We start from the raw sequence: 15,617 nt of genomic DNA, 5'->3' as shown, positions 1-15,617 counted from the left end.
GGTGCCGGGTGCGGTCGCGATGACGGCGGTGGTGTCGCTTGCGGGTGTCTTCCTGGCGCCTTGTCTCGCCTGTGCGTTCATCATCGTGGACCGGCAGGCGCCGAGGGGGACGGTCACGGAGGCGTTCTCGTGGCTTGTGACGACGTTCACGGTGGGGGCGTCGGTCGGGATGGGTGTCGCGGGGCCGGTCGTGGAGTGGGGCGGGGTGGTGTGGGGCTTCGCCGTGCCGGGGGTGGCGGGGGGTGTCGCGTTGCTTGTTCTGCTGGCCACGGGTGGGGTCCTCGCAGCTACGGGTGTGGGTGCGGTGGTTGAGGGTGGTTCGGAAAATGATCGAAACGTAGCGGCCGAACCCCGTTTCAGCTCAGGCCATCAGGCGTAATGTTCAGTCATGGACCGCCGCATTTTCGGGCTGGAGAACGAGTACGGCGTCACGTGTACGTTCAGGGGACAGCGGCGATTGTCTCCCGACGAGGTGGCGCGGTACCTCTTCCGCCGTGTCGTGTCATGGGGCCGCAGTAGCAATGTCTTTCTGCGAAACGGTGCCCGCCTCTATCTCGACGTGGGATCACATCCGGAATACGCCACTCCCGAGTGTGACAATCTGACGGAGCTCGTCACCCACGACAAGGCCGGCGAACGCATTCTGGAAGGACTCCTGGTAGACGCGGAGCGACGCCTGCACGAGGAAGGAATCGCGGGCGACGTCTACCTGTTCAAGAACAACACGGACTCGGCGGGCAACTCGTACGGCTGCCACGAGAACTACCTGGTGGCCCGGCACGGGGAGTTCTCCCGGCTCGCGGACATTCTCATTCCGTTCCTCGTCACGAGGCAGCTCCTCTGTGGTGCCGGCAAGGTGCTACAGACCCCGCGAGGCGCGGTGTACTGCGTGAGTCAGCGGGCGGAGCACATCTGGGAGGGTGTCTCCTCGGCGACGACCCGTTCGCGGCCGATCATCAACACCCGGGACGAGCCGCACGCGGACGCCGAGCGCTACCGCAGGCTGCACGTCATCGTCGGCGACTCGAACATGTCCGAGACGACCATGCTTCTCAAGGTCGGCGCCACCGACCTGGTGCTGCGCATGATCGAGGCGGGCACGGTGATGCGTGACCTGACGCTGGAGAACCCGATCCGGGCGATCCGCGAGGTCAGTCACGACATCACGGGGCGCCGCAAGGTGCGGCTGGCCAGTGGCCGGGAGGCCTCGGCGCTGGAGGTGCAGCGCGAGTACTACGAGAAGGCCGTGGACTTCGTGGAGCGCCGCGGTATCCGTACCGGAGTCGTGGACCAGGTCCTGGAGCTGTGGGGCCGCACGCTGGATTCGATCGAGTCCGAGGACCTCGACCGGATCGGTACCGAGATCGACTGGGTGATGAAGTACAAGCTCATCGAGCGGTACCGCGCCAAGCACAACATGACGATGTCGAATCCGCGCGTCGCCCAGATAGACCTCGCCTACCACGACATCCATCGTCGTCGGGGTCTCTACTACCTGCTGGAGAAGCGGGGTCAAGCTGCCAGGATCTGCAACGACTTGAAGATCTTCGAAGGCAAGTCCGTGCCGCCGCAGACGACTCGGGCCCGGTTGCGTGGTGACTTCATCCGGCGTGCGCAGGAACAGCGCCGCGATTTCACCGTGGACTGGGTGCATCTGAAGCTCAATGACCAGGCGCAGCGCACCGTGTTGTGCAAGGACCCGTTCCGTTCCGTGGACGACCGGGTGGAGAAGCTGATCGCCGGGATGTAGGCGGTCGTCCGCACGTCAGAGGCCACGCCAGACGTACAACAGAGGTACAGAGGTACGACAGAGGTCCTGCACACCGTGGGTGTGCAGGACCTCTGTCCTGTCTTCCTTCCTGTCTTCGTTCCTGTCCTTTTTCAGGTCCTCTTTCCGGCCCTTGACCGGTACGGCCGGTTCCGCCTGCCCCGGCCCGGTGGCGTGAGGGCCTAGAGTGGCTGGACCCCATTCGAGCGACCTGAGGATCGATGTGCGACGCCGACTTGCTGCTCTCCTGATCGTGCCCGCCCTGGCGCTGACCGCGTCCGCCTGTGGGAGCGACGACGACAAGGGCGACAAGGACAAGGCCGACCCGTCGGCGTCGTCCTCCGCGTCGTCCGCCGCGGTGCCGAAGCCGGTGGACTCGGCGTCGCCGATGCCCGAGGTCAAGGGCGATGCCGGCAAGCAGGCGACGATCGAGGTGCCCAAGGGCGACCCGAGCGGCAAGTTCGTCGTGCATGCGGTCTCCGAGGGTGACGGCGCGGTGGTGAAGAAGGACGACCTGGTGTCGATGAACTTCACCGGCAAGGTCTGGAAGAGCGGCAAGGACCTCGGTTCCTCCTACCAGGAGGGTGGCGCCCCGCAGTTGATCACGGCCGGTTCCGAGACGGTCATCCCGGCGTTCGCCCAGGCGCTCGTGGGGCAGAAGGAGGGCAGCCGTGTCCTGGTGGTCGCCCCGCCGGCCGCCGGCTTCGGCAGCCAGGGCAATCAGCAGGCCGGGGTCTCGGGCACGGACACGCTGGTCTTCGCGCTCGACGTGGGCGAGGTCGTCCCGAAGAAGGTCGAGGGCAAGCAGGCCGCGATCCCGTCGGACCTGCCGCAGATCAAGGCCGACGACGAGGCGCCCGCCACGATCTCCGTGCCGAAGAACGACCCGCCGGCCAAGCTCGTCGACCAGGTCCTCATCCAGGGCAAGGGCGCTGAGGTCAAGAGCGGCAAGTCGGTCACCATGCAGTACAGCGGCGCCGCCTGGAAGATCAACGAGGGCAAGAAGAAGGCCACGCTCTTCGACTCCTCCTGGAAGAGCGGCCAGCCCTTCTCCACCGTCATCGGCCAGGGCCAGGTCATCCCGGGCTGGGACAAGGGGCTCGTCGGCAAGCACGTCGGGGACCGGGTCCTGCTGGTGATTCCGGCCGCCCAGGCGTACGGCGACGAGGCCAAGGGCGAGGAGCTGCCCGCGAAGTCCACCCTGGTGTTCGTGGTCGACATCCTGGCCACGAGCTGAGAGTGACAGACTGTCCGGGTTGCCCCACCGAGAACGAGCAGGAGCATTGACGTGAGCATCGAGAAGCCCGAGATCGATTTCCCGGGCGGCGAGTCCCCCAAGGACCTGGAGATCCAGGAGATCTGGGAGGGTGACGGCCCGGTGGCCAAGGCGGGCGACACCGTCTCCGTCCACTACGTGGGTGTGGCCTTCTCCACCGGTGAGGAGTTCGACGCGTCCTGGAACCGCGGTACGCCGCTCAGCTTCAAGCTGGGTGTCGGCCAGGTCATCGCGGGCTGGGACCAGGGTGTGCAGGGCATGAAGGTCGGTGGCCGCCGTCAGCTGGTCATTCCGTCGCACCTGGCGTACGGGGACCGCGGCGCCGGTGCCCGCATCGGACCCGGCGAGACGCTGATCTTCGTCTGCGACCTGGTCTCGGTCTGAGTTTTCGAGTCGTCGCAGTACCGGCCGCGAAGAACCGGCCGCGAAGAACCGGCCGCGGAGAACCGGGCTCGGAGACTTCGCGGTCCGGTAGGTGTCGGTCTTCGTAGGCCGTGTGATCGTTGTCCGGCCGGATCTGATCACTTGGGGCCCATGCCTGTCCGGGCATGGGCCCTCGGCTTTTGTCAGGACACCGCGGAGCGGTACGGTCATCGGTCGGAAGCACCATAGGAAGGGCGTCGATGGCCATTGCCAAGGCAGAGCGGCTGATGAACCTGGCGCTGTGTCTGCTCGGGACGCGGCGACCGCTCAGCAAGCGTGAACTCCGCGAGTCCATCGAGGCCTATCTGGAAGCCGGCTCGGACGACTCCTTCAACCGGATGTTCGAGCGGGACAAGGACGATCTGCGCGAACTCGGCCTGGTCATCGCGACGGTGGAGAACCTCGACGGTGAGGTCGGCTATCTGGCCAGCCGCGACAGCAACCGGCTGCCGCCCATCACGCTCGACGCCGAGGAGGCCGCTGCGCTCGGTCTGGCCGCCAAGGTCTGGCAGCAGGCCCGGCTCGCGGGCGCGGCGAGCGGCGCCCTGCAGAAGCTGCGTGCCGCGGGTCTGCCCGAGGGCGTCGACCCGTACGAGCCCCATGGCGCCCTGGAGCCGCGCATTCCGGTGCACGAGGCCGCCTTCGAGCCGCTGATGCTCGCCTGCCGCGACCGGCGTCCCGTCACCTTCGACTACCGCAAGGCGACCGCGGCCCGCCCCGGGCCCCGTCATGTCGAGCCCTGGGCGCTGGAGTGCTGGCGCGGGCACTGGTACCTGGCCGGCTGGGACCGTGACCGGGGGGCCGAGCGCGTGTTCAGGCTGTCCCGGATCACCGGCAAGGTCCGGGCGCGCAGTGGCAAGTACACGGCCGACGTGCCGGACGTCGTGACCGTGCGGGAGACCGTCGCGGGCTGGGCGGGGGACATCACCGACCGCTCCGCGCTGATCAGGCTGCGGACGGGCTCGGGCTATCCGCTGCGCGCCAAGGCGGCGTCGGTGCGGGAACTCGGCGACGGGTGGGACGAGTTGGAGATTCCGTACGGGCACGGTCTGGACGCCTGGCTGGTGGAGTTCGGACCCGACGTGGTGGTCCTGGAGCCCGCCGAGCTGCGGGCCGACGTCGTGGACCGGCTGCGCGCTGTGGCCAAGGGCTGAGGGGGACGTAGGAAAGTGGCAGGAAAACCGGCCGGGCCCACGAACGCGATCGACCAGACCCGGCGGATGCTCTCCCTGGTGACGTATCTGCGTGAGCGTCCCGGTGCGCGGATCGAGGACGTGGCGCGGGCCTTCGGGATCACCGAGGACGAGCTGATCTCCGACCTGGACATCCTGCCGCTGTGCGGGACCAGTTTCCGCGGTGGCGACCTGCTCGACATCGACACCGACGGTGACCGGATCTGGTGGCACAACCCGGACGACGTGGCGGAGCCGCTGCGGATCGCCGCCGACGAGGCGACCGCGCTCCTTGTGGCCGCGCGGGCCGTGTCGACGCTGCCGGGGCTGCGTGAGGGCGACCGGCAGGCACTGCTGAGGGCCACCGCGAAGGTGGAGGACGCCTCGGGCGAGGCCGCCGCCGCCAGCTCCCGCCTCTCGGTCACCTTCGAGGCGGAGGGCGGGGTCTTCGCGGACGTCGACCGTGCGATCTCCGAGCGGCGCAGGCTGTGGATCCGCTACTACTCGCCCTCGCGGGACGAGCTCACCGAGCGTGAGATCGACCCGATCCGCCTGGTCAGCGTCGGGCACACGTATGTGGAGGCGTGGTGCCGCCGCTCGGAGGCCCGGCGTACGTTCCGCCTGGACCGGGTCGCCGAGATCAAGATCCTCGACGAGCCGTCCGCGCCGCCCGAGATCGAGCTGCGGGACCTCTCGGAGGGGCTGGTGCAGCCGGCCGCCGAGGACCCCGAGGTGGTGGTGGAGGTCGGCCCCGGCGGACGCTGGGTCGCCGAGTACTACCCCCACGACAGTGCCGAGGAGCTGCCGGACGGCGGGCTGTGCATCACCTTGCGTACGCCCGAACCGGCGTCGCTGCGCCGCCTCGCCCTGCGGCTCGGGCGCGACGGCCGGATCGTCTCGCCGCCGGAGGTCGCCGACAGCGCCCGCAAGGCCGCCCGCGAGGCGCTCAGGGCCTACGACGAACCGCAAGGCGGGTACGACGACGGGGAGGGCCGGCCGCAGGGTCTGAGCGGTGCGCCTCGTGACGGCGCCCCGAATGCCTCACCCGGTGGCGGGGGAGCACATCGCCCGGACGACGGGCCGCACGGAGTTCATGACGGGCTGTACGGCAGGCAGGAGCAAGGGCTTTGAGCGGGTCGGCGATGTCTGGTACGAGTGAGATCTCCGTGGCGTCCGCGTTCTCCGGGATGACGAGAGTGGACCCCGTGGTGTTCAAGGCCGCGTGCCCGGAGTGCCGGGTCGGCTTCGAACTCTCCGCGAGCGCCCTGCGCCTGGTCGTCGGCGCCACGCATCGGACCACTTTCTACTCCTTCACCTGCCCGCAGTGCAGTGCGGCGGTGCGCAAGCCGGCCGGTGAGCGCATCGTCGAGCTCCTCACCCGGGGCGGGGTGCGGGCCCTGCGTCTGCACGCGAAGGGCCCGGGGGCTTAGGGTCGAGCCATGTTCTGGCCGATGTTCGCGATCGCTGTGGGTTTCCTGGGAATCGCCGTTCTCGGCGTGCTCGCCGTCCGTGTCTTCCTGGAGGCGGAGCGGCTGGGCAGGCAGGTCGGTGATTCCGCCCGCCGGATCAGCCGTGCGGCCGAGGACCTGGAGCACGCCTCGGTGGGCGTGGCCCGCTCCGCGGACGCCCTCTGAGTCGTACTGTCCGTACGCTTTGAGTCACTCTGACCTGTCAACTTCGTGGGGTGGGCAGGTACGCTGCTGATCGCGGCCCGGAGAGCGAGGCGCGGACCGCGAACTGGGAGTACGCACAGGGATTGCCCCGCGTTCACCCCTGAGCGTTACGATCGCTGCCAGCGCGACCCTAGGGCAGAGGTCCGACCGGTCGGGCAGCAACCCAACCACGCCGCCTCGGTGAGAAGGTAAAAGCTTATGTTCGGAAGGCTCGGCGCTCCCGAGATCATTCTCATCCTCGTCGTCATCATCCTGCTGTTCGGCGCGAAGAAGCTTCCCGACATGGCCCGCTCCCTGGGCAAGTCCGCCCGCATCCTCAAGAGCGAGGCCAAGGCGATGAAGACCGAGGGCAAGGACGACAGCGCCGCTCCGGCCGCGCCGCCGCAGGACGACCAGCAGCCCCAGCGCACCATCCAGGCAGCGCCCGGTGACGTGACCAGTTCCCGCCCGGTCACCGAGCCGACGGACACGACCAAGCGCTGACGCAGGGCCGGTGACCGCCGGTCCGCCGCACGAGATGGGAACGTGGGTTGCTCAAGTCCGCCAGCAAGCAGGAAGAGAAGGACCCGGAGGGGCGGATGCCCCTCGCGGAACACCTTCGTGAGCTCCGCAACCGGCTCGCGAAGGCGATGCTGGCCATCGTCCTCGTCACGGTCGTCGCCGCCTTCTTCTACAACGACATCATCAACTTCTTCACCGAGCCGATCCTCGACTCCGTCGGCTGCGGGAAGAGTTTCGAACAGCTGGCGCAGTCGTCCGACGACACCACCTGCGCGCAGATCACCATCAACGGTCTGCTCACCCCCTTCACGCTGGCGCTGAAGGTGTCGCTCATGGCGGGTGTCGTGCTGGCCTCGCCGATCTGGCTCTACCAGCTCTGGGCGTTCGTCGCGCCCGGTCTGCACAAGAGCGAGAAGAAGTACGCCTACGGGTTCGTCGCGTCGGGCGTCCCGCTCTTCCTCGGCGGCGCCTTCTTCGCCTACAAGGTGCTGCCCACCACCGCGAAGGTCCTGATCGAGTTCACGCCGTTCGGCGTCGACAACCTGCTGCCACTGGACGACCTGCTCGACCTCGTGACCCGCATGGTGATCGTCTTCGGTCTCTCCTTCGAGCTGCCGCTGCTCCTGGTGATGCTCAACATGAGCGGCGTGATCACCGGCAGGCGCATGGCCGGCTGGTGGCGCGGCATGATCATGGGCATCACGGTGTTCGCGGCGGTCGCCACGCCCAGTACGGACCCGCTGACGATGCTGGCGCTCGCCGGGCCGATCTGGATCCTGTACTTCCTCGCCACCGCGTTCTCGCTGCTGAACGACCGCCGCAGGGCCCGTCGCGACGCCCTGGGGCCGGACGACGACGAGGCCTCCGAGCTGGACCTCACGCCCGAGGACATCGGCGAGGTCGAATCCGTGTCGGCGAACCGGGGAGTGCTGCCGGCGCAGGCGGACGGCGAGCGGGAGCGGATCAACGGCTACGACGACGCGACCTGACGGCGCCGCCGGCCCTGTCCCCGGGGTCCGATCGGATAATGATCGTCCTGTTGTCACTGGTGGCCGGTAGTCTCGAAAGCACGATGACAGACGACCTCTCACCGGCCGAGCGGTACGCGGCAGCACGGAAGCGCGCTGTCGAGCAGGCCACCGCGCTCGCCGGCTTCCGCGAGATGTACGACTTCGGCCTCGACCCCTTCCAGATCGAGGCCTGCGAAGCTCTTGAAGGGGGCAAGGGCGTCCTGGTGGCCGCGCCCACCGGTTCGGGCAAGACGATCGTCGGCGAGTTCGCCGTCCACCTGGCCCTCCAGCAGGGCAAGAAGTGCTTCTACACGACCCCCATCAAGGCACTGTCGAACCAGAAGTACGCGGACCTGTGCCGTCGGTACGGCGCGGACAAGGTCGGCCTCCTCACCGGCGACAACAGCGTCAACAGCGAAGCGCCGGTGGTCGTGATGACCACCGAGGTGCTGCGCAACATGCTGTACGCGGGCTCGCGGACCCTCCTCGGTCTCGGGTACGTCGTGATGGACGAGGTGCACTACCTCTCCGACCGTTTCCGCGGCGCCGTGTGGGAGGAAGTGATCATCCACCTCCCCGAGTCGGTCACGCTGGTGTCGCTGTCGGCGACCGTGTCGAACGCGGAGGAGTTCGGGGACTGGCTCGACACCGTGCGCGGCGACACCTCGGTGATCGTCTCCGAGCACCGGCCCGTACCGCTGTTCCAGCACGTGCTCGCCGGACGCCGGACGTACGACCTCTTCGAGGAGGGCGAGGGCTCCAAGAAGGCCGTCAACCCCGACCTCACGCGCCTGGCGCGCATGGAGGCGAGCCGTCCGTCGTACCAGGACCGCAAGCGGGGCCGCGCCATGCGCGACGCCGACCGGGAGCGCGAGCGGCGACAGCGGTCCCGGGTGTGGACGCCGGGCCGGCCCGAGGTCATCGAGCGGCTCGACTCCGAGGGGCTGCTGCCGGCCATCACGTTCATCTTCAGCCGCGCCGCCTGCGAGGCCGCCGTCCAGCAGTGCATGTACGCGGGACTGCGGCTGAACGACGAGGCGGCACGGGACAGGGTCCGGGCCCTCGTCGAGGAGCGCACGGCGTCCATCCCGGACGAGGACCTGCACGTCCTGGGCTACTACGAGTGGCTGGAAGGCCTGGAGCGCGGCATCGCGGCCCACCACGCGGGCATGCTGCCGACGTTCAAGGAGGTCGTCGAGGAACTGTTCGTACGCGGCCTGGTGAAGGCCGTGTTCGCCACCGAGACCCTTGCGCTCGGCATCAACATGCCGGCCCGCTCGGTGGTCCTCGAAAAGCTCGTCAAGTGGAACGGCGAGCAGCACGCGGACATCACCCCCGGCGAGTACACCCAGCTCACGGGCCGGGCAGGCCGTCGTGGCATCGATGTCGAGGGCCACGCCGTGGTGCTGTGGCAGCGCGGTATGAACCCCGACCACCTCGCGGGGCTCGCCGGCACGCGCACGTATCCGCTGCGCTCCAGCTTCAAGCCGTCGTACAACATGGCGGTGAACCTCGTCGAGCAGTTCGGGCGGCACCGTTCGCGCGAGCTTCTGGAGACGTCCTTCGCGCAGTTCCAGGCCGACAAGTCGGTCGTCGGGATCTCCCGCCAGGTGCAGCGCAACGAGGAGGGCCTCGCGGGCTACAAGGAGTCGATGACCTGCCATCTGGGGGACTTCGACGAGTACGCGCGACTGCGTCGCGAGCTCAAGGACCGCGAGACCGAGCTGGCCAAGCAGGGCGCGTCCCAGCGGCGGGCCGAGGCGGCCGTCGCGCTGGAGAAGCTCAAGCCGGGCGACATCATCCACGTGCCGACCGGCAAGTTCGCGGGGCTCGCGCTGGTCCTCGACCCGGGACTGCCCGCGGGGCGGTCCAACGGCCATCGGGGCTTCGAGCACCACGACGGGCCCCGGCCGCTCGTCCTCACCTCCGAGCGGCAGGTCAAGCGGCTCGCGTCGATGGACTTCCCGGTGCCCGTCGAGGCCCTGGAGCGGATGCGCATCCCGAAGTCGTTCAACGCGCGCTCGCCGCAGTCGCGCCGTGACCTGGCGTCCGCGCTGCGCACCAAGGCCGGGCACATCGTGCCCGACCGGCACCGCAAGAGGCGGGCGGAGGCGGCCGACGACCGCGAGATCGCCCGCCTGCGCACCGACATCAGGGCCCACCCCTGCCACGGGTGCAGCGACCGCGAGGACCACGCCCGCTGGGCCGAGCGCTACCACCGGCTGCGGCGCGACACCGCGCAGTTGGAGCAGCGCATCGAGGGCCGGACGAACACCATCGCCCGCACCTTCGACCGTATCGTCGCGCTGCTGACCGAGATGGACTACCTGCGCGGCAGCGAGGTCACCGAGCACGGCAAGCGGCTCGCCCGGTTGTACGGGGAGATGGACCTGCTCTCCAGCGAATGCCTGCGCGAAGGAGTGTGGGAGGACCTGGGCCCTGCCGAACTGGCCGCGTGCGTCTCGGCGTTGGTGTACGAGTCCAGGGCCGCCGACGACGCGATGGCGCCCAGGCTGCCGTCCGGCAGGGCGAAGGTCGCGCTGGGCGAGATGGTCCGCATCTGGGGCCGGCTCGACGCGCTGGAGGAGGACTTCGGCATCACCCAGACCGAGGGCGTGGGCCAGCGCGAGCCCGACCTGGGCTTCGCCTGGGCGGCCCACGAGTGGGCGTCGGGCAAGGGCCTCGACGAGGTGCTGCGCGAGGCGGAGATGCCCGCCGGTGACTTCGTACGCTGGTGCAAGCAGGTCATCGACGTGCTCGGGCAGATCTCGGCGGCGGCGCCGACGTCCGCCGCGAGTTCGACGGTGGCGAAGAACGCCCGCAAGGCTGTCGATCAGCTGCTGCGTGGAGTGGTGGCCTACTCGTCGGTGGGGTGAGTCACCCGGGCGGATGATGCGCCCGCCACAAGTGGTTTCGGGCCGAGAGCGGATTCGCTCTCGGCCTCACCCCTTCTGATGAGGGGTTTTCGCACGCCCGTACGTCGTCACACATGGTGTTCGAATGGATGCGGGGCGTGCAAATGAGGCAGAGATTACTCCTGTCACAGGAGTGATTTCAGGTGCTCGCCGAATATGACACAGCGATGATCCGGTCGGACTAAGCTCGCCCGCAGCGCACCGAGTTGATATGTATTCGTGCGTTTGTTCCCCATGGTACTGAAGATCCAGTTACCTCCCCCCGACCTCCAGTCGACCTGTCTCAGAGGGCATACATGGTGAGTGTTCAATTGCCTCCCGGTGGCCGTGAAGTTCCCTACGCGCGCGCGTTGTTGTTGCCGGCCATAGTGATGGCCGCGGTGACCGGTGCCGCCGTCGCCGTCGTGTCGCAGCCGGCTCGGGCGGCCGTCGGCTGGTGCGGTGCCGTCGCCACCCTGCTGGTGATCGCGACGGCGGCGGAAGCGGTCCGCCGCGGCCGTGTCATCCGCGCGGTGCGAGCCGAAGCCGCCCGCCGCACGGAAGTCCTGGAACGGCGCGTCTCCCTGCACGACGCCGAGATGGACCACCTCCGCGAGAATCTGCTGCCGACCCTCGTCAAGGGGATGCGCGGCGGCCGGGGGCCCAAGGAAGCGGTCCGGCTGCTCGTCGACAACGACCCCGCCCAGCGCAACATCCCCCGCTCCCAGCGGGCGCTCCTGCTCGAAGTGCTGCGGATCATCGACCACGAGGAACTGCAGCGCGAGGCCGCGCAGCGCTCGTTCGTCAACATCGCCCGCCGCGTCCAGGCGATCGTCCACCAGCAGAACACGGAACTCCGCGAGATGGAGGAGGACCACGGACGCAACCCCGAGGTCTTCGACGACCTGCTCCGCATCGACCACGGCACCGCGCTGATCGGCCGCCTCGCCGACTCCATCGCCGTGCTCGGCGGCGGCCGCCCCGGCCGCCAGTGGCCCGTACCGGTCCCGCTGTACAGCGCGCTGCGCGGCGCCATGTCGCGCATCCTGGAGTACCGGCGCATCGAGCTGCACTCCATCGCCAAGGTCGCCGTCAGCGGCATCCACGTCGAGCCGGTCATCCACGCCGCCGCCGAACTCCTCGACAACGCCACGCGCTACTCGCCGCCGCACACCAAGGTCCACGTCACCGCCGTCGAGGTGCAGACCGGCGTCGCCATCGAGATCGAGGACGCCGGCGTCAGCCTCAGCGAGGAGGCCCGCCTCCGGGCAGAGGCGATGCTCGCGCGGGCCGCCGAGGGACCCGACCTCAACCAGCTCGGTGAGGACCCGCGGCTCGGCCTCGCCGTCGTGGGCCGCCTCATGGACACGTACGACATGCAGGTCTCCCTGCGGCAGTCCGCCTACGGCGGCGTGCGCGCCGTCCTCGTCGTACCGCGCAGGCTGCTCACCGAGGATCCCGCCACCGGTCTCGCCCACGGCATCGGCGCCGCCGCCGTGCCCAAGGTCGACTTCGGCGGGGTCGAGGGCCCCAAGCGCGCGGAGAAGAAGCGCCGCCCCACCACGGGGCCCCGCCCCCGCGTGCCGGACGGCATGGAGGACGACGACGTCCCCGAGGTCACCGAGTGGACCGCCAACGGCCTGCCGCAGCGCCGCAGCCGGGTCAGCGTCCCCTACAGCCAGCGGGTGCGTGAAGCCCGGGCCGCCGCGGCGGAGGCCGAGGCCGCGCGCAAGGAGGGACGTCCCGTCATCGACTGGACCCGGTCGTCCACGCAGGTGCCCAAGAAGCCGAAGGAAGAGAAGGAACCCGGGCTGTGGGTCGAGGCGTTCATGGCCGGCCTCAAGGGCGGCGACGACCAGCAGCAGACGCCCGACGCGACGAACAGTCCGGCCCGCACGGAGGCCGACGACGAGGGGGACCTCACGTGATCCAGCAGCGCGCCAACTTCGACTGGATGCTCAAGGAACTGTCCGACGGGGTGTACGGGACGCGGCAGGTCGTCGTGCTCTCCGCCGACGGTCTGCGCATCGCCCGGTACGGCGGCGACCCCGACGCCGCCGACCGCATCGCCGCCGCCTGCGCCGGACTCCAGAGCCTCGCCGGGGCCGTCGCCACCGAGATCCCCGAGACCGACGGCAAGATGCGCATGGTGATCATCGAGATGGAGGGCGGCTACTTCTACATGATGGCCGCGGGCCCCAACGCCTATCTCGCGGTCCTTGCGGAGGCCCACGTCGACGCCGGACTCATGAGTGCCCGTATGCGTGACCTCGTCGTCCGGATCGGCGCCCACCTCACGAGTCCGCCCCGGCGGAACGGGCAGGTCGTATGAGTCCTCCCCAACGACGCCGGCGCTTCCCCAAAGCGCCGCCTCAGGAGAAACCCGCGCCGCCGCCGGCGGCGGAGGGGGAGGGCGGCCAGGGCCGGACCCGCGACCTGGAACGGCTGTACGTCGTCACCGGCCAGGCCGACGGCGCCGACCGTGCCGAACTCGACCTGGTGACCTTAATCGTGGCGTGCGCCGATGCCCCGCCCTCCGCCCAGCCGGAGCAGTCGGCGCTGCTCCGGCTCTGCCAGGCCCCCATGTCCGTGGCCGAAGTCTCGGCCTATCTCAATCTGCCGTTCAGCGTGGTGACCGTACTGCTGACCGAGCTGCTGACGGCTGAACTGGTACAGGCGCGCGTTCCGATCGTCCGCTCGGAGCTGCCCGACCGTTCCCTCCTCGAAGCGGTGATGCATGGACTTCAAAAGCTCTGACACCATTCCGGGACCGCGCGCGGAGGACCACCTCCCGCACACGGCGACCGCCGCGGTGAAGATCGTGATCGTGGGCGGTTTCGGGGTCGGCAAGACGACGATGGTGGGTTCCGTCAGCGAGATCCGGCCGCTGACCACCGAAGAGACCATGACGCAGGCCGGCATCGGAGTCGACGACAACTACGGCTCCGAGACGAAGACGGCCACCACCGTCGCGATGGACTTCGGCCGCATCAGCATCACCGAGCAACTGGTGCTGTACCTGTTCGGCACCCCCGGCCAGGAGCGCTTCTGGTTCCTGTGGAACGGCCTGTTCGAGGGCGCCCTGGGCGCGGTCGTCCTGGTCGACACCCGGCGCCTGGAGGTCAGCTTCGACGTCATCGGACGCCTGGAGGAACGCGGCGTGCCGTTCGTCGTCGCCGTCAACGACTTCCCGGACGCGCCCCGTTACCCCATGGACGACCTGCGGGCGGCGCTCGACCTGTCCGAGGAGATCCCGATGGTGAAGTGCGACGCGCGGCGGCGGGCCTCCAGCCGGGATGTGCTGATGACGCTGATGCGGTTTCTTCACTCGATCGCGATGGCCTCTACGTAAGCGCTCCGCGTGCGCGCTCCGCGTGCGCGCTCCGCTGGGGGCGCGGGGATGACCTGCGGGTTCGTGGGGGCTGGGCGCGCAGTTCCCCGCGCCCCTTCGGGGGCGCGGCCCCGCAAAGCACTGCCTGGCCATTCGATATATCGGCCCGACTTTCCATACACCGGATCAACTCAGCCCGAAAGCGATCATCGTGACGCCTGAACCCCACTCTCTGACCGGCACGGACGATCTCACGTCCGGGCCACCGCCGAGCTGCCCCGCCCACGGCACGGGTCCCGGTGGACTGCGCCGTCTGTACGGACCCGAGGCGCAGGATCTGGCGGCCCTGTACGAGAAGCTCCGTGCCGAACACGGCGCCGTCGCGCCGGTGCTGCTCCACAACGACGTGCCCTTCTGGATGGTGCTCGGGCACGGCGAGAACCTCCACATGGTCAGCAACCCCTCCGTCTACACCCGCGACAGCCGCATCTGGACCGCGCTCCTGGACGGCACGGCCGGCGCCGACCACCCGCTCATGCCGCACATCGCCTGGCAGCCCATCTGCTCCATGGCCGAGGGCGACGAGCACCAGCGGCTGCGCGCCGCGGTCATGGGTGCCATGTCGACCATCAACTCCCGTGACCTGCGCCGCCACATCGGCCACTGGACCCAGGAACTGGTCAACCAGTTCAGCCTGCGGGGCACCGCCGACCTGGTCTCCCAGTTCGCGGAACATCTGCCGATGGCCGTGCTGTGCGAAATCCTCGGCATGCCCGAGGAGTACGACGACCGTCTGGTGCAGTCGGCCCGTGACCTGCTCAAGGGCACCGAGACCGCGATCGCCAGCAACGAGTACGTCATGAGCGTGCTGATGCGGCTCACCGTCCGCCGCCGGGCCGCGCTCGCCGAGGACTTCACCAGCCACCTCATCAACCACCCGGCCGGACTCACCGACGAGGAGGTGGGCCAGCACCTGCGGCTCGTCCTGCTCGCCGCGTACGAGGCCACGGCGAACCTCCTCGCCAACGTGCTGCGGGTCGTCTTCACCGACCCGGGCTTCCGCGCCCAGCTCAACGGCGGCCAGATGACGGTGCCCCAGGCGGTGGAGCAGTCCCTGTGGGACGAGCCGCCGTTCAGCTCCGTCCTCGGCTACTTCGCCAAGCAGGACACGGAGCTGGGCGGTCAGCGCATCCGCAAGGGCGACGGGCTGCTCCTCGGGATCGCGCCGGGCAACGTCGATCCGCAGGTGCGCCCCGACCTCAAGGCGAACATGAAGGGCAACCGCTCGCACCTCGCCTTCGGCGGCGGCCCGCACGAGTGCCCCGGCCAGGAGATCGGCCGCGCCATCGCCGACGTCGGTGTCGACGCGCTCCTCAAGCGGCTGCCCGACGTCCAGCTCGCCGTGCCCGAGGACGACCTGAAGTGGACCGCGTCGATCTCCTCACGGCATCTGGTGGAACTGCCGGTCGTGTTCGCGCCGGTGTCGCCGCAGGACGTCATGGACCGGCCCGGCGTCAGCGAGGTGCCCCGCCCGCGTCCGGACTGGGACGGCTCCGGCCCCTCCCCGGA

The 15,617-nt window shown here is 69.3% G+C and carries 15 protein-coding genes and 1 pseudogene; all 16 read left to right on the top strand.

Translation table 11 applies throughout. The features are described 5' to 3' along the window. Positions 1-379 (top strand): annotated as a pseudogene (locus AOK01_RS45755) (MFS transporter); the annotation flags it as partial. 9 nt (positions 380-388) lie between these two features. Then, positions 389-1,750: a Pup--protein ligase gene (gene pafA, locus AOK01_RS35460; RefSeq protein ID WP_055518986.1), complete on the top strand. Its 1,362-nt coding sequence runs from the start codon at positions 389-391 to the stop codon at positions 1,748-1,750. Between the two features lie 241 nt (positions 1,751-1,991). After that, a complete protein-coding gene (locus AOK01_RS35455) occupies positions 1,992-3,005 on the top strand; it encodes an FKBP-type peptidyl-prolyl cis-trans isomerase (protein WP_055518984.1) in 1,014 nt (337 codons plus the stop codon). Between the two features lie 51 nt (positions 3,006-3,056). Further along, a complete protein-coding gene (locus tag AOK01_RS35450) occupies positions 3,057-3,428 on the top strand; it encodes an FKBP-type peptidyl-prolyl cis-trans isomerase (RefSeq protein WP_055518982.1) in 372 nt (123 codons plus the stop codon). A gap of 239 nt (positions 3,429-3,667) precedes the next feature. Further along, a complete protein-coding gene (locus tag AOK01_RS35445; RefSeq protein ID WP_055518981.1) occupies positions 3,668-4,621 on the top strand; it encodes a helix-turn-helix transcriptional regulator in 954 nt (317 codons plus the stop codon). Positions 4,622-4,636: 15 nt separating this feature from the next. Continuing rightward, positions 4,637-5,770, top strand: coding sequence for a helix-turn-helix transcriptional regulator (locus tag AOK01_RS35440; protein WP_055518979.1), 1,134 nt, complete (start codon positions 4,637-4,639; stop codon positions 5,768-5,770). Beyond that, on the top strand, positions 5,767-6,069 hold the full coding sequence (locus AOK01_RS35435) for a hypothetical protein (RefSeq protein WP_079104023.1): 303 nt from the start codon (positions 5,767-5,769) through the stop codon (positions 6,067-6,069). Before AOK01_RS35440 ends, AOK01_RS35435 begins: the two co-directional genes overlap by 4 nt. Positions 6,070-6,078: 9 nt before the next feature. Continuing rightward, positions 6,079-6,273 carry a hypothetical protein gene (locus tag AOK01_RS35430; protein WP_055518974.1) on the top strand — a complete coding sequence of 65 codons (195 nt, stop codon included), beginning with the start codon at positions 6,079-6,081 and terminating at the stop codon, positions 6,271-6,273. Positions 6,274-6,510: 237 nt separating this feature from the next. Then, the gene (gene tatA, locus AOK01_RS35425) at positions 6,511-6,795 is read left to right on the top strand and encodes a Sec-independent protein translocase subunit TatA (protein ID WP_055518972.1); all 285 of its coding nucleotides are present in this window, start codon (positions 6,511-6,513) and stop codon (positions 6,793-6,795) included. 47 nt (positions 6,796-6,842) lie between these two features. Then, entirely contained in the window at positions 6,843-7,802 is a 960-nt protein-coding gene (gene tatC, locus AOK01_RS35420; RefSeq protein WP_055518970.1) for a twin-arginine translocase subunit TatC, read from the top strand. Positions 7,803-7,840: 38 nt separating this feature from the next. Continuing rightward, positions 7,841-10,699: a DEAD/DEAH box helicase gene (locus AOK01_RS35415; protein ID WP_055518968.1), complete on the top strand. Its 2,859-nt coding sequence runs from the start codon at positions 7,841-7,843 to the stop codon at positions 10,697-10,699. 335 nt (positions 10,700-11,034) lie between these two features. Next, positions 11,035-12,645, top strand: coding sequence for an ATP-binding protein (locus AOK01_RS35410; RefSeq protein WP_055518967.1), 1,611 nt, complete (start codon positions 11,035-11,037; stop codon positions 12,643-12,645). Next, a complete protein-coding gene (locus tag AOK01_RS35405; protein WP_055518965.1) occupies positions 12,642-13,049 on the top strand; it encodes a roadblock/LC7 domain-containing protein in 408 nt (135 codons plus the stop codon). The genes AOK01_RS35410 and AOK01_RS35405 overlap by 4 nt, the downstream gene beginning before the upstream one ends. Then, positions 13,046-13,474 carry a DUF742 domain-containing protein gene (locus AOK01_RS35400; RefSeq protein ID WP_055518963.1) on the top strand — a complete coding sequence of 143 codons (429 nt, stop codon included), beginning with the start codon at positions 13,046-13,048 and terminating at the stop codon, positions 13,472-13,474. The genes AOK01_RS35405 and AOK01_RS35400 overlap by 4 nt, the downstream gene beginning before the upstream one ends. Further along, positions 13,455-14,069, top strand: a complete 615-nt coding sequence (locus AOK01_RS35395; protein WP_055518962.1) for a GTP-binding protein — start codon at positions 13,455-13,457, stop codon at positions 14,067-14,069. The genes AOK01_RS35400 and AOK01_RS35395 overlap by 20 nt, the downstream gene beginning before the upstream one ends. 190 nt (positions 14,070-14,259) lie before the next feature. After that, the coding region (locus tag AOK01_RS35390) for a cytochrome P450 (RefSeq protein WP_055518960.1) at positions 14,260-15,617 on the top strand (1,358 nt) is incomplete at its 3' end.

Origin of the sequence: Streptomyces aurantiacus (assembly GCF_001418335.1) — a bacterium.
Taxonomy (GTDB): Bacteria; Actinomycetota; Actinomycetes; order Streptomycetales; family Streptomycetaceae; genus Streptomyces; species Streptomyces aurantiacus.
This window is presented reverse-complemented; position numbering and strand designations above follow the sequence as displayed.